The 14,496-nt window shown below is 62.4% G+C and carries 13 protein-coding genes; 6 read left to right on the top strand and 7 right to left on the bottom strand.

All coding sequences use genetic code 11. From position 1 onward, the window contains the following. Positions 1-2 precede the first annotated feature (2 nt). The 4 genes from HHL09_RS25885 to HHL09_RS25870 form a co-directional block, all read right to left on the bottom strand. Entirely contained in the window at positions 3-896 is an 894-nt protein-coding gene (locus tag HHL09_RS25885) for a DUF58 domain-containing protein (protein WP_169457549.1), read from the bottom strand. Positions 897-1,260: 364 nt separating this feature from the next. After that, positions 1,261-2,244 carry an AAA family ATPase gene (locus HHL09_RS25880; protein WP_169457548.1) on the bottom strand — a complete coding sequence of 328 codons (984 nt, stop codon included), beginning with the start codon at positions 2,242-2,244 and terminating at the stop codon, positions 1,261-1,263. 116 nt (positions 2,245-2,360) lie between these two features. After that, positions 2,361-3,731, bottom strand: a complete 1,371-nt coding sequence (gene yjjJ / locus HHL09_RS25875; protein ID WP_169457547.1) for a type II toxin-antitoxin system HipA family toxin YjjJ — start codon at positions 3,729-3,731, stop codon at positions 2,361-2,363. A gap of 214 nt (positions 3,732-3,945) precedes the next feature. Then, on the bottom strand, positions 3,946-4,455 hold the full coding sequence (locus HHL09_RS25870) for a DUF5069 domain-containing protein (RefSeq protein ID WP_169457546.1): 510 nt from the start codon (positions 4,453-4,455) through the stop codon (positions 3,946-3,948). A gap of 156 nt (positions 4,456-4,611) precedes the next feature. On the opposite strand from HHL09_RS25870, the gene HHL09_RS25865 reads away from it, so the two are divergent. The 3 genes from HHL09_RS25865 to HHL09_RS25855 all read left to right on the top strand — a co-directional run bounded on the left by HHL09_RS25865 (position 4,612) and on the right by HHL09_RS25855 (position 8,022). Beyond that, positions 4,612-6,708 carry a metallophosphoesterase gene (locus HHL09_RS25865; RefSeq protein ID WP_169457545.1) on the top strand — a complete coding sequence of 699 codons (2,097 nt, stop codon included), beginning with the start codon at positions 4,612-4,614 and terminating at the stop codon, positions 6,706-6,708. Between the two features lie 232 nt (positions 6,709-6,940). Beyond that, on the top strand, positions 6,941-7,345 hold the full coding sequence (locus HHL09_RS26885) for a zinc-ribbon domain containing protein (RefSeq protein WP_425491606.1): 405 nt from the start codon (positions 6,941-6,943) through the stop codon (positions 7,343-7,345). Positions 7,346-7,485: 140 nt separating this feature from the next. Further along, positions 7,486-8,022: a GNAT family N-acetyltransferase gene (locus tag HHL09_RS25855; RefSeq protein ID WP_169457543.1), complete on the top strand. Its 537-nt coding sequence runs from the start codon at positions 7,486-7,488 to the stop codon at positions 8,020-8,022. A 292-nt stretch (positions 8,023-8,314) separates the two neighbouring features. Here HHL09_RS25855 and HHL09_RS25850 read toward each other — a convergent pair whose 3' ends face one another. Continuing rightward, on the bottom strand, positions 8,315-10,588 hold the full coding sequence (locus HHL09_RS25850) for a hypothetical protein (RefSeq protein ID WP_169457542.1): 2,274 nt from the start codon (positions 10,586-10,588) through the stop codon (positions 8,315-8,317). Between the two features lie 171 nt (positions 10,589-10,759). Here HHL09_RS25850 and HHL09_RS25845 point away from each other — a divergent pair, with 171 nt between their 5' ends. Then, a complete protein-coding gene (locus HHL09_RS25845; RefSeq protein WP_205760945.1) occupies positions 10,760-11,374 on the top strand; it encodes an exopolysaccharide biosynthesis protein in 615 nt (204 codons plus the stop codon). Between the two features lie 170 nt (positions 11,375-11,544). Here the strand turns inward: HHL09_RS25845 and HHL09_RS25840 are convergent, their stop codons facing one another. Next, entirely contained in the window at positions 11,545-11,862 is a 318-nt protein-coding gene (locus tag HHL09_RS25840) for a YbjQ family protein (RefSeq protein ID WP_169457875.1), read from the bottom strand. 280 nt (positions 11,863-12,142) lie between these two features. Then, entirely contained in the window at positions 12,143-12,301 is a 159-nt protein-coding gene (locus tag HHL09_RS25835; RefSeq protein WP_169457541.1) for a hypothetical protein, read from the bottom strand. A 225-nt stretch (positions 12,302-12,526) separates the two neighbouring features. Here HHL09_RS25835 and HHL09_RS25830 point away from each other — a divergent pair, with 225 nt between their 5' ends. Together HHL09_RS25830 and HHL09_RS25825 are read left to right on the top strand one after the other, a co-directional pair. After that, the gene (locus HHL09_RS25830) at positions 12,527-12,751 is read left to right on the top strand and encodes a hypothetical protein (RefSeq protein WP_169457540.1); all 225 of its coding nucleotides are present in this window, start codon (positions 12,527-12,529) and stop codon (positions 12,749-12,751) included. 60 nt (positions 12,752-12,811) lie between these two features. After that, the gene (locus tag HHL09_RS25825) at positions 12,812-14,428 is read left to right on the top strand and encodes a c-type cytochrome domain-containing protein (RefSeq protein WP_169457539.1); all 1,617 of its coding nucleotides are present in this window, start codon (positions 12,812-12,814) and stop codon (positions 14,426-14,428) included. The last annotated feature ends 68 nt before the right edge of the window (positions 14,429-14,496 follow it).

The raw sequence follows: 14,496 nt of genomic DNA, 5'->3' as shown, positions 1-14,496 counted from the left end.
CGTTAGCGGGTGCGCTTGCGGGCGCGCTTTTTCAAAAGCCGGTGGAGATCCTGCAGGCGGTCGCGCGCCGTGGAAAGCTGCGCGTGGTCGATGCCGTGCTTCTTGCAGGTGTTCTGGATTCCTTCGTGCTGGCGGCGCATCAGCTTCTCATAGCCCATGCGCAGGTTGGCGTTGTTGGTATTCACCATCACCTCCCAGCCGGTCTCGGGGTCGGTCAGCACCACGCGTCCGGCGCGGGGCAGCTTGCTTTCCAGAGGGTCATTGATCTGCAGGGCGATGGTCTCGTGCTTGCGCGCGAGCTTGCCCAGCGCCTTGTCGATCGGGTCGTCGAAGAAATCCGAAATCAGGAACACGAAGGCCTTCCGGCGCAGCGTGCGGATCAGGAAATCACAGGCATTCGCGATCGAGGTGCCTTTCTCCTGCGGCTGGGCCATCAGGATCTCCCGGACGATGCGCAGGACATGGCGCGTGCCCTTCGCCGCGGGGACGAAGAGGAAGGCCTCCTTCGCGAACAGCAGCAGCCCGACCTTGTCGCCATTTCCCACCGCGCTGAAGCCGATGATCGCGGCCGCTTCCGCCGCGGCTTCCCGCTTGCTGAAATGAAGGCTGCCGAAATCCCCGGACCCGGAAACGTCCACCGCCAGGATCACCGCCAGCTCCCGCTCCTCGCGGAATTTCCGGATATAGGGTGACCCCATCCGCGCCGTCACGTTCCAGTCGATGAAGCGGATCTCATCGCCATGCTGGTACTCGCGGAAGTCATCGAAATCGAGACCCTGCCCGCGGAAGGAAGACTGGTATTCACCCGCGAAGGACTCCTTCACCAGACGCCGGGCCTTCAGCTCCAGCTTCCGGACCCGGTTCATCACTTCCTCGATGTGTTCGTCGGGGGTCATGGGAAAAGACGCAAGACTGGAAGACGCAAGACACAAGACTTGAGGTCTTGAGGTGCTGCGAACATGTGGGGTGGATAAAAAGGGCTCATTTCTCCGGGCCGGCGGAAAAGACGCAAGACTGGAAGACGCAAGACACAAGACCTGAGGTCTTGGGTGCTGCGAACATGCGGGGTGGATAAAAGTGGCTCATTTCTCCAGTCCGGCTCCTTGCAGGGTGAAATCTGTTAGATTCATGTCTCCTTTCCAAGACTTATCGAAGTATGCCTGCTCCAGTCTTGAGTCTTGTGTCTTCAAGTCTTCTGTCTGGCTCCTGCCTGCTCCAGTCTTGAGTCTTGCGTCTTCAAGTCTTCCGTCTCTGCCTTTTCTATGGCACCGCCACCTTCGAAAGGATGCGATCCAGCACCTGGTCCGTATTGATGTCTTCGGCTTCGGCTTCGTAGCTGAGGAGGATACGGTGGCGGAGGACGTCGTGGGCCATGTCCTTCACATCCTGCGGCGTCACGAAGGCACGGCCGCTTGAGAAGGCGCGGGCGCGGGCGGTGAGTGCCAGGTTGATGGTGCCGCGCGGTGAGGCACCGGAGCGGATGAGATGCTTCAGGCCGGCATCGATCTTCGCGGGCTGGCGGGTCGCACGGATCAGGTCGACGATGTATTCGCGCACCGCGGGATCGATGTAGATCTGGTTCACGTGCGAGCGGGACTCGGCGACCTGCTGCGGGCTGGCCACGGTCTTCGTGCGATAAGGCGGGGCGGAGGTGGCCATGCGGTCGAGCACTTCGAGTTCTTCGCCCTTCGTCGGATAGCCCACGCTCACCTTCAGCAGGAAGCGGTCGAGCTGGGCTTCCGGGAGCTGGTAGGTGCCCTCCTGGTCGATCGGGTTCTGCGTGGCCAGCACGAGGAAAGGCTCCGGCAGGCGGTAGGTCGTGTCTGCCAGCGTGACCTGCTTTTCCTGCATGGCCTCGAGCAGCGCGGACTGGACCTTGGCCGGGGCGCGGTTGATTTCGTCCGCCAGGATCAGGTTGTTGAAAATCGGGCCCAGCTTCGGCGAGAACTTCGCCTCCTGCGGGTTATAGACCATGGTGCCGAGAAGGTCCGCGGGCAGCAGGTCCGGCGTGAACTGGAAGCGCGCGAAACTGGCATCCAGCGAGCCGGACAGCGCCTTCACCGCCAGGGTCTTCGCCAGGCCGGGGACACCTTCCAGCAGGATGTGGCCGTTGCAAAGCAGGCCCACGATCAAGCGGTCCACGAGTCCCTCTTGCCCGACGAGCACCCGTCCCATTTCCTCTTTCACGGCGGCGATCCAGCCGCTGGTGGCGGCGATCCGTTCCTGCAATTCTTCAGTCGTCATTTGTGGCTTATGAAAAGATGCTCAGGCCGGAGCCCGGAGGGCCAGCGAGAAACCGGCCAGCACGGGTCAAAGCGTTCCGGAAAACCCTGAATGTCTGGAAAAGGTGCGGAGGTGACTCATGATTCGGCGAATCGGCTGGCGAGGCGCTCCAGATGGCTTCCCGCGGAACCCGCCCTATTCCGCGAGGATTCAGAGATGCGCAAGTCCCCGGCGACCCTTTGCCAGAACTCCCGGGCATGCCCGAGCATCTCCCGCCAGGCCTCCGCGGAGTCTGGCAGCGGCGGCCGGGGCTCGAAGCGGCGCTCCACCAACTCGCCCTGCGGGGTGGGCGCCCAGATCATGGGCAGCATGTCATAGGCAGGAGTAAGCTCGAAGGGCAGGGTATCGCTAAGCCGGAAGGCCAGGTTTCCCGCATGCATGTCGGTATTCCCGATGAGTTCGCCGAAGGCCTGCAGGCGGCGGGTATCGCGCAGCGCGGACTCGCTGGCGAAGCCCGCCTCCGCCAGTTCGGCGACCCGGCTGACCCAGTCCGTCCGCATGCCGCCGATCGCGGAGCCATGCAGCGCTTCGAGCGAAACCACGCCATTTCTGCCACCCTGCGGGCTGCGGTCGAAGCGCGGGACTTCCAAAAAGCGGCGCTCCCCGGCATCGATCACGCGCGCGCCGGGCTCGGCCAAGCCGATCCCTGAAAGCAGGTCGAGGGCGTGCCACTCCATGACCAGCAGGTCCGCCCAGCGGCGGCCGAGGTCTTGGGAAAAGGGCGGTGAGAACTTCACCAGCACCGGGCGCTGGCTCTCGTCCCGCTCGATCAGGGTGGCCAGGAACTTCGGATGCTCGCCACCCGCAGACGAGCCGGGCTGGGGGAGGGTGGCGATGCCTTCGGCAAGCTCCGGATAGCGCGCCCCGACTTCCTCCGGGCGGAGCGGGTGATGCGGACTAATGCCGAGACTCAGCGCATCCCGCAGGCAATCTTCGCCCAGGATGATATCGCCCGGGACATCCGTACCGGCGTGAGCCAGATAGATAAGCGTGTGATCATCTTCCCAATCGCGCGGATCTTCCGGGATCTGGAGTTGCCGGGAGGCACCCCGCGCGGCCAAGCGGCCCAGGAAGCCTTGCGGTCGAATATCGCCGAGGAAAAAGGGGAAGCCTTCCCAGACGCCTTCGGGATCGGAAAAGCGGTCTGCCCACTCGGGCGCAGGCTCTTCCCAAGTGACCCGCCAGACGCGATCGTGAAAAGCTTCCAGCAAACCCAGTCGCCGGGCTTGCCCGCGGGCATCGATCCGGAAGATCGGCCATGAGTTCCCCGAGTTCCGGATCTCCCGCCGCAGCGCATAGCGCGTCCGCCGCGTCTGGCCGAGCCGCACCACATCCGGCATCCGCCCCAGCGTGCGCGTGATCGTCGAGCGATTTACCCGCAGCAATCCCTCAAGGTCGACAGCCTCCAAAGGCCCCCGCGCTCTCAAGCGCTGGGAGATGTCCTCCATGGAAATGGTCGCCGGGCGTGCCACTGGAGAGGATTATGCATTGAAATAATTGCAAAATCAACCCGTGAATTTATCTATAAATCAATACTTTATGATAAAGTATTGACCGCTTACGCACTGAAATAAGAGGTGAATTGAATCCTTTCCCCAAAAAACAACAAAGCCTCCGCACTCTTGTCAGAGCCGGAGGCCATCCGTCCCGTCCGGGAAAGCCTCACTTCCCATTCACCGCATCCAGCACCTTCTGGTCATCGCCATCGGCGGCCCAGACGATGCGGAGGAAGTCGGCGGGGTGCAGGTCGCCGTGCTTCTGGAGGAAATTCCGGTCGCCGCCGCAGCCGTACATCAGGTCCGGGTCGAGCTCGCCGCGGAGCTTGGCCTTGGCCTTGGCAATGATGCGGGGGAGGTAGGCATGCCCGCCGAGCTCGTCGCCGAAGGTCGGGACGTCGTCGCGGGTGAGTTCCTTTTCACCCAGCTTTCCCTTCATCACCACCTTGAAGTAATCGCGGCGGGCGGCGGCGATCAGCACCGCGGTGGAGGGGGAGGGCACGGCTTCCTCGCAGTAGTCTTCCACGAAGTCGAAGAACTCCCGCGGCTTGTAGCCGATCTCCGCCAGCAGCGCGCTGTCCGCGGCATCGTAGTAGCCGGTGAAGTCCTTGTCTCCGGACTCATAGCGTTTCACGGAGCGGTCGAAGAGATCGAGAAAGCGGTCGTTCCAAGTCATGGCCGCAATCTCGGGAGCCTAACGGTTCCGTCAATGGCCATTTCGAGGGGATGTAACTCTATCGGGAAATGCGTGAAACGATTGTCACGTAGCCTCCATGGACCCGCCCGCCGGGGAGCGGCAGCCTGCGGGTTTACGCAGCTTTTCAATTTCATCATGAAAACCCGCCTGAGCCTTCTCATCCTCGCCTCATCCGTGGTCCTCGCGACCGCCGCCGAAGAAAAACAGCCCGCACCGGATCTGGGCACGCTGGTGGCGATGGGTGGCTCGGCGAATCCGCCCGCGGAGAAGGCCCCGGCGAATCCGGAAGGCCTGCGCGCCTATGTCTTCGAGACCGTGGATACCTATTCGGGAAAGGTCGGCCTTGCCGAGCTGCTGCGCCGCGCGGGTTTCCATGTCGAGCCGCTGCCGCTCGACCGCCCGCCCTATGTGAAAGGCTCGGATCCGGAGACGGACGTGGACTTGATCGCCTTCGGCTCCTTCGCCTCGCAGTCGAAGGAGTATAAGGACTACATGGCCGCTTACGGCGAGGACCTGGATGACTTCATCGACCGCGCCGGCCTGCTGATCCAGTTCGCCCAGGCGGACCAGGACGAGCTGAAGCCGCCCTTCCTCCCGGACACGCAGGAGGCCACCCGCAGCGACATCGATTTCCCGCGCGCGCAGATCCTCGCGCCGCAGCATGCGATCCTCGCCGGCGTGCCGAAGTCGGCGGATGGCAAGACGCTGAGCTTCGTACTGAGCGAGAAGGCGGAGAAGAATGCGAAGAACACGCAGTGGGAGTCCTTCGTGCAATTCCACGGCTTCGAGGTGCTGCTTTCCGGTGACACGCAGGCGCGCTTCCCGGGACTGATGGAGGGCGCCTATGGCCAGGGCCGCTTCTTCGTCTCCGCGCTGGCAGTGGACAAGATCCTCAAGCCCGCGGACCAGAGCGAGGTGGCGACGGAGAGCCTGAAGAAATTCAACGAGCCCTTCTTCGCGAACCTCTATCGCTATGCCGCCACGGTGCGGGATCGCAAGGCACCGGCGCTGGACCTCACGCCGCAGCCGGGCAGCTCCGAAATCAAGGAAGGATCCTGGACCCTGGTGCTGCTGCCGGACACGCAGATCTACTCGCAGAATTTCCCGGGCATCTTCGATTCCCAGACCTCGTGGATCCTGAACAATGCTCGCACGCGGAACATCCGCTACGTGATGCACCTGGGCGATATCGTGAACGTGAACTCCATCCCGGAGTGGCAGAACGCGCGGCGCTCGATGGGTGCGCTGGATGGCAAGCTGCCCTACTCGCTGGTGCCGGGGAATCACGACTACGGTCCGGGCGGCAATGCGGCGACGCGCGATACCTTCATGAATGACTACTTCCACGAGGAGGACTACCGCGCCTGGCCGAGCTTCGGCGGGGCGATGGAGCCGGGGAAGATGGACAATACCTTCCACCTCTTCGAGGCGGGCGGCGTGAAGTGGATCATCGTGTGCCTGGAGTGGGGCCCGCGCGATGCCACCATCGCCTGGGCGAACGAGGTGATGGCGAAGCACAAGGACCGCAAGGGCATCTTGGTGACCCACGCCTTCATGAACAACAACGACCTGCGCTACGACTACACCGACAAGGTGAACCCGCAGGCCTACAATCCGCACAGCTACCGCACGCCGGGCGGCATGAACGATGGCGAACAGCTGTGGCAGAAGCTGGTGAAGAAAAACAACTTCGTGCTGACCGTGAATGGCCACGTGCTGGGCGATGGCACGGGCTACCGGATGGATCAGAACGATGCCGGCCAGCCGGTCCACCAGATGCTGGCGAACTACCAATTCCGCAAGCTGGGTGGCGAAGGCTATCTGCGCACGCTGGAATTCCAGCCGGACAACAAGACCGTGGTGGTGAAGAGCTATTCGACCATCTACGGGAACTACCTGCTGGAGACCGATCAGGATTTCAGCTTCCAACTCGACCTCGGCGCGAAGGATAGCGATGGGGATGGTGTCTTCGATTACTTCGATGCGGATCTGGATGACGACAAGGACGGGCTGAACAATCACGATGAGTTCGTGAAGTACGGCACCTCTGCGAGTTCCGCGGATACGGATCGGGATGGCCTGGGCGACGCGGCGGAGATCGCCGCGGGAACGAATGCCTTGTTCAATGACGGCACGGTGATCGATGCGGTGAAGCAGAACCGCAAGGGCTTCGGCCTGCACTCGGACGAGGACCTGCGGAAGGCCGTGCCGGACGCATTCCACGGGGAGTGAAGCGGGAGGCGCTTGTCCCTGCCTTTGAGCGCTGAAGCGAGTTGGGTGCTTGGAGGTGTGGAGAGATGGATTGGACCTTTCTGCGAGCCGGTTGGCTCGCGGTCCCAGGGGGCGCTGCGGCAATGTGGCCGTTGACGCGACGCCACCCCTCGCCCTCATTGCGGCGAGATGAATCCGCGGGATCTCGACGTGCTGGAGTTGCGGCGGGGGGCTGAGGTGATGTAGGAGCAACATGCAGATGCCCTCGAGTGCCGAGCCTTCAGACTATGATGCGTATGCGGAACATCCGAGATACGGGAAAAGACCGCGCATCACCGGAATCGATCCTCAGGAAGATCCTGAGAAAGGCCTACTTTTTTGGATTTCTCCGCCGGAATGCAGGATTCCCTACACGGCGATCAAGGCCGACATGGATCGGCAGAACATCACCGCATTCCCCATCCCTTGGTATTTTGATCAGCGGAAGATCTGTAAGGACTGCGAACGTCCCTTCATTTTCTTCGCGGAGGAACAGAGATACTGGTTCGAAGAGCTGGGCTTCTATCTAGGCACAGAGTGCCTGCGCTGTGCGAAGTGTCGCAAAGAGAAGCGAGAGAAGGCTGGTAGGATCGATCCCCCACCGGAAGCACCGCTATGATCTCATCGTGCCGCCGGAACTCAGCGGGGTGATCGATTCGTTTCACGGGGTGGCGCGGGATCCCGCTACACAGCCCGGTCGCCCTTTCCATCCCAACTTCCATCTCGTCCTCCATCCCGGGAGATGTTAGATGCACTTGCATGCTCACGCCCCCGCGCACCTTCGATCTCCCGCACATCACGCTGAGGCCTCCGGTCGTCTCGGATGCGGAGGCAATGTTCGCCTGCGGCAGTGATCCCGAGGTGGGCCGCTTTGCCGACTGGCCGCTGGCGACCTCGATCGATCGCACCATCGCGCGGATCCAAGGCGCGGGTGAGCGCTGGGATTCAGGCGAGGAGTACCGCTGGATCCTCGCCTTGCCGGAGACGGACGAGGCGGTGGGGGCGATTTCCCTTTTCGCGGATGGCCATGCCGCGGAGTTCGGCTTCCTGGTGCAGAAGCGTCACTGGGGGAATGGCTATGCCACCGAGGCGGCATGCGCCGTGGTGGATTGGGTGATGGATCAGCCCGCCATCTGGCGAATCTGGGCGACCTGCGATTGCGAGAACCTCGCCTCCATCCGCGTGCTGGAAAAAGCGGGTCTTTCTCAGGAAGGCAGGCTCCGCCGCGCCACCGTAAGGCCGAATCTTTCGCCGGAGCCGCGCGATGCTTATCTTTACGCGAAGGTGAAAATGTAAACGATCCCGGCGAAATCAGAGACCAGAGTGACTTTCATCAACAATGATCGGGATCCGGAGGCTCCCTTCTTCGTTCCCTTCCTTGTGGCCCTGATCTTCGGGCTGCCAGCCTGATCGCTCTCGGGAACGGTACCTCCATACCTGCCGCCCTGCGGATGGTCTGGGAAACTTGGGGTATCAACCGGATGGCCAATGTTTGTGTGCAGGGCGAAGGAAAAAGAACCTTCGTGGGCTATGCCATCGGCCTCTACCTCGCCTACCGGGTCTCGGACGGGGTTTCCTGATCTGCAGCTCAGCGCACGGTCTCATCCGTCGGCACGGCGGCAGGCGTGACTTCCGGCCAGCTCATGTTCGAAGACACCGTGCGTGGATCCAGCGGCGGCATGCCGGGCACGCTGTTGCCCTGGAGCTTCCAGCCATCCCAGGGATTGAAGCGGAGGGGCAGCATCGCGGAGGTCAGGGGATCGTAGCCGATCGATACCTTGTAACCATGTCCATTCGCCGCTTCATCGCGGAAGCTGGAGGCGGTGATCATGAAGAACTGCGGCACGCCGGTGGCGGTATCCAGCAGCGCGCTGCCCATGAGGAAATTCTCCGGCGCGCCATTCCCGCCCTGATCGTAGGACACCAGCGTGCGATTGCCGGACCACGTGTAAGTCGTGCCGCCCGGTGTGCTGCCGCCAGCCGGTTCGAAGTAGCTGCCGGACGCCGTGGCCGTGCCGCTGAGGTCACCGAAGTTCAGAAAGGGGGATAGGCCATAGCTGACCGGATCTTCCGGCTTGTCGCGGTAGCCGTGCACGTCGAAGCGCACCTTGAAGTCGGACTTGATGGTGTATTCCAGCGAGCCTTGGCCCAGCACCTTGTAGGTGAAGGGGATGGTCCACTCCGTCATCGGGGTCAGGTTGCTGACGTATTTGTTGTCCACCTCCACCTTGAAGTCACCGACGGGCAGCGGCTTGCTCAGCCCGTCGATGAGAATGCCGGTCTCTTGGTTCCAGCTGGAGACATGGACCTCGCGGTCGCCCCAGGTGACCTTGCCATTCGCGCCGGGATCCTTGCCGAAGTCGCCCTTCAGGCGCATCTGCGTGGTGGTGACGGTGTTCTCCGGCTCGATGCTGCGGATGCTCGGGCGGAGCAGGTGGGCGGCATTTTTACTACTGATATAGTACCTCAGGCTGGTGGGTGCGGGAGTGGGGGAGGGGTCGATGTCGTAGCCCTTGTCCAGCATCCAGCTTTTCACCACCGGCAGGGAGAAGGGGCGCTCGCCCGGCGTGGAGACGGGGGCCTGGAGGTTCAGGCCCAGCATGCGGTCCACGATCTGGAGGAAGCGGGTATTACTCTGCGGGCCGGATTCCCAGTGCCAGCTGATGTAGCCGCCGGCACCCGCCACCTCGAAGGCATCGAAGAGGTCCTTGGTCCCCGCGTAGCAAGTGTCCGCCATCACCAGCGAGTGCGGGGCGAACTTCATGTGGTTTTTGATGAAGACCCGAGTGATGCCATACACCGGCTTCCCCGAGCCGAGCTCGGAACCCAGCTTCAGCTCGAAATTATCGCGCATCTGCACGTATTCCATATCCTCCGCAACGAGGTAGGCCGGCTGGTTCAGCGAGATAGCCACCTGCTTGCCGTCCTTCTTCGTGGGGTAATCGAAGCCGTGCGCGTGGAGGAAAAGGAATCCGAGCGGGCCGTCGTCAAACCATGCCTTCACTTCCTTCACCGTGGACATCTGCTTCACGTCGGCCTTGTAGCCCTTGCCATTCAGCCAGCCTGCGATGGTGGGGGCGGAGTTCGGGAAGTAAGGCTCGAGGAAGTTCGCACAGATGGCGCGGTTCGACTCGGGCAGGCCTTTGACCGGTGCGGCACGGGATCCGAAGGAACGCTGGATTTCCTGCGGGATCGGCGGCGCGGTTGGCAGGCCCACGCCACCGGGGAAGTCGTGCTCGTAGTCCGCCGCGGTCGGCTTCGGCTTGGTGAAAAGCGTGAGCGTATCGCCATCCTCCAGCTCGATGAAGATGCCGGTCTTGCCCTCGCTCACCCAGGCATCGAGCACGCCGGGTTGCTGTTTGAGCCAGGCGATGAGCTGCGCGAAGGAGGCATCGCGCGGAAGATCCTTCCAATCGTTCCACTTCAAGCTCGCTGCCGCGAGGAAGTCGATGCGCTGGATTTCGGAAAGAGGATAGCGGACGGTGCAGAAGCTCTCGTCGAGCTCCGCTACCGGGACCGTGAGGGATTCACCGGTACGGACGCGCGCCATCACCTTCGGCAGCCCGTTCGTGGGCAACCGGAATTGCACCGTGGCCTGGCGGCCATCCAGATCGGTGGCGATCATCGTCCGCCAGGTCATGCCGGTCTGTGTGGGAAAGACCGCCTCCAGCACGGCGTGGCGGCTGCCCGCAGGCACCTTCGAGTCGATCACGAAATGACCGCTGCCGTCCATGCCCTGCCCGGTGATGCGCGGCAGCGCGGTGTCCCCCTGTGCCTGCGCCAGCGGGGGGGCGAGGAGCAGCAAGGCGGAGGCGAGGAGTGTCGCCGCGCGAAGGCGGAGGATTTCAGGGGAGCGCTTCATGGGGGAGAAGAAGCGGCGGTCTAGCAGGCTAGAACACGCGTGTAACGGGAATCCGCGATCAGTGGAACCAAAGGCTACCTCCTGCGCAGAATCCCGGGTGACAGGATGATGTCATGGGGTACCCCGGGCGATTTCCATTTGAGGATTCTAACAAGCGGCGGATCTTCAAGGGTGACTCCTCCGGACCCGCAAGACAAGGCCCCGCCGAAGACGCTGTGCGAGATGCTTGATCGCTTCGGCAAGCTCGCGGAGGAGCAGGAGAAGGTGCCCGTGGAGGATTTGATGGATGCGGTAGGGCGCCGTTCCTTTGGCCCGCTGCTGCTGATGGCGGGGATCGTGATGGCGGCACCGGGCATCAGCGACATCCCGGGCGTGCCGACCATCACCGGGATCTTCGTGCTGATCGTGTGCGTGCAGATCCTCTTTGGCCGTGAGGATTTCTGGCTGCCCGGGTGGCTGCTGAAGCGGAAGATCCCGCAAAAGCTCCTGGGAAAACTGGCATCTAACAAGTGGTCGCGCCGTGTCGCGAAGGCGGTCGATCGCTTCGTAACGGAGCGGCTGGAATTCCTCACCGGGCCGAAGGCAAACTACGTGGTGGCTGCGGTATGCACCGCGCTTGCCGTGATGTCGCCCCTCACGGAACTGGTGCCCCTCAGCGGCATCGGCGTGGGCGTGGCCTTGGTTAGCTTCGGGATCTCGCTGATCGCGCGGGATGGCTTGATGGCCTTGATCGGATTCGTGCTTTCAGCAGGAACGATCGGGCTGGCCGTGGCGGCGAAATTGTGATCGGCGCGGGCCTTCATTGCCCGGAGGGCATGCAGCCAATAGCCGGTGGTCGAGCGCAGCGAAAACCACCGGTACGACGAGAGGTGACATCGAACCCCGGAAGGGGTTCCGGCGCGCAAGGTCTTACCTCGATATCCTCCTTCCGCATCTACCCGGGGGCACCTGAGGCATCACGGCTTCAGTTTCACAGCAGTGCCGGACACGCAAATCATCAGCATGGTCTGGCCTACGGTCTCGTAGTCGAGGTCGATGCCGACCACTGCATCCGCACCAAGAGAGGAGGCTTCCTCGAGCATATCCTGCATCGCCACCTTGCGCCCCTCCCTGAGCTTGTGCTCGTAGGTGCCCGAACGACCTCCGACGATATCCCTCACCCCCGCCAGGAGATCCCGGAGAATGTTGGCCCCGAGAATCGCTTCACCGAAGACAATCCCCAGTGGACTCGAAATTTCACGTCCCGGCACCTCGGGTGTGGTTGAACACAAGATAGGCTCTTTCAAAGCTTGGGTATGGAACTCCTCCGGGCTCTGGAATCTAGGCTTCTTGCACGACCAGCAACGGGTGTGAATCTCATCGTTGAAGGCCTCGCAGCTCTCGCATTTCCAACTCATTGTCGGGAGCGTGGCCGAGGACGGGTAAGCGGAACAGTCGAAACTCGCGTCTCTTGCTTGCCTCTCGCAGGGCAGTACCGGGATCATCGAATCTCTAACAATCTCGGCGAGTTCCGTCCCATTGCCCTCCGGGCAAGGGATCCGCGCTGAGCCACCCTCAGCTCAACTTCCAATTCACCACCGCGAGGATTGAGCAGGCGACGACCACGGTCGCGAGGATGAAGAGCGCCGGCCAGTAGTAGCCGAAGGCCGCCAGGCCCGCGGCGAAGATCACCGCACAGGTGCTCAGAATCGTGAGGATCCGGGTGGTCGTCATGGTGCCAGAGTGACATTGCGGCGGGGACCGGGCAATGAGAAGATCTTCATAAATTTCTACCAATAGGTGGAGAATTGCCGCAACCTCTCCCCGCCGATCGGGTTCGCCCCCGCAGGCAGCTCCCGGCCCGGTCTTCGCCGCGTCGCATAAAAAAGGGAGCCTTCCTGACATCACGCTACCCCTAACGCAGCTAGAAAAGCCGATCGATTCGCGTATAGTTCGCCCGTGAAAAAGTTCATCGCCGCCATTTTTGCCCTGATCTCGGGTCTCTATGTGATCTTCGGGTGGGTTCCGGACTTCGTTCCCTTTGTGGATGAGGCGACGGCGTTACTCATTTTCGTGAAATCCATGTCCGTGCTGGGCGTGGATGTGAGCCGCTTCATCCCTTTTCTGGGTAAGAAAGGGAAGGCCGCCGCGCCGAAAGCTCCCGGCCAAGTCGTTGATGTTTGATCTTTCCGTCATTCCTTCCGAAAAAAACGCCCCGCATCCGCGTAAAGACCCGTCGCGCCCATGACCGACTCTGAAAAAACCCGCCGCTCCATCGCCGGTCCCATCTTCCTCACGCTCTTCGGCCTCGCCGTGATCGCCGCCTTGGCGATGCTGCCATCCTGGGCTGGCCCGCCACCGGAGGACGGTTTGCCGGATCTGGCCAAGTTCATCGGCCGCTTCCACCCGGTGGCGCTGCACTTGCCGATCGGGATGCTGCTGCTGGTGCTGGCGCTGGAATTCGGCCGCCTTTTCTCGAAGAAGCCCTCCAGCTCGACGCAGGTGGCGATGTTCTTTGCCGCGGCCTCCGCGGTGGTCGCGGTGCTGCTTGGCTTCGTGCTCTACTACAGCATGCCCGGCGATTATGATAAGGAGCTGGGCGAGCGCCACCTGAATGGCGGCATCATCTTCGCCTGTGGCACGGTCGCCGCCTTCGTGGTGAAGGTGTGGGTGGACGTCGCCGGAGGGAAGGGCACTTGGCTTTACCTCACCACGCTGCTCGGCAGCTCCGCGATCATGGGCTTCGCAAGCCATGACGGTGCCTCGCTGACCCACGGGAAAGATTACCTCACCCAGTATGCTCCGAATGAAGTGCGCAAGGTCATCGGCCTGCCGCTGAAGGAAGAGAAGAAGCCGAAGGCCAAGCCGGCCGCCGGTGGCGATGGCACGACCCTCGCCGCGGCAGGCAATGAAGGCGGGGATGCTGCCGCCGCGACTCCGGTCGTGGCGAAGGCACCGGGCGAACAGATCGTCTACGAAGACATCATCGCGCCGATTTTCGAAGCGAAGTGCTACGCCTGCCACAATGCCGAGAAGCAGAAGGGCAAGTTCCGCATGGATGAGTACGACCTTCTGGTGAAGGGCGGCAAGGAAGGTGAAGGCCTGGTCCACGGCAAGTCCGCGGACAGCAACATCATCGTCCGCATCGACCTGCCGGAAGACGACGACGAGCACATGCCGCCGGAAGGCAAGAAGGACCTGGAGCCGCATGAAGTGGTGCTCATCAAGTGGTGGATCGACGGCGGTGCCTCGAAGGATGCGAAGCTGGCCGACCTGCAAGCCACGGACGAGATCAAGACGGCGCTGACCAAGGTGGTGCCGCCGGAACAACTCGCGCAGCAGAAGGCCGCGGCGGAAGCCGAGGTGAAGCAAGCCGCCGCGAAGCGTGACTCCGTGAAGAGCGAGGTGGAGCGCCTGCGCAAGGAATTCCCCGCCGCGCTGAATTTCGAATCCCAGTCTTCCAGCGGCGTGACCTTCACGGCGGTGAGCATGCGGAAGGACTTCGGCGACGAACAACTGGCCAAGCTGGGCCCGGTGATGTCCGCGTTGGTTTCCCTGGATCTCTCTTCGTCGACGGTGACCGATAGCGGCGCGAAGCTGCTGAAGGATGCCGCCGAGCTGCGCTCGCTGCGCCTCTCTGAAACGGGCGTGACCGATGCCGGCCTGGACGTGCTGGCCGGCCTGCCGAAGCTGGAGTCCCTGAATCTCTACGGCACCCAGGTGACGAACGATGGCGTGCAGAAGCTCGCCGCGCTCTCGAACCTGAAGAAGCTCTACCTCTGGCAGACCAAGGTCGACGATGCCGGCATGCAGGCCCTCAAGGCGAAGCTGCCGGGATGCGAGATCGTGATGGGTCTCTGAAAAGGGCAGGCTCCCGAGTGAACTTCAAAGGCAGGGCGGATCGGTTCGATCCGCCCTTTGCTTTTCCG

It is taken from the genome of Luteolibacter luteus (genome assembly GCF_012913485.1).
Lineage (GTDB): Bacteria > Verrucomicrobiota > Verrucomicrobiia > Verrucomicrobiales > Akkermansiaceae > Haloferula > Haloferula lutea.
Note: the sequence above shows the minus strand (reverse complement) of the source record. Positions and strands in the feature narration are given on the sequence as shown.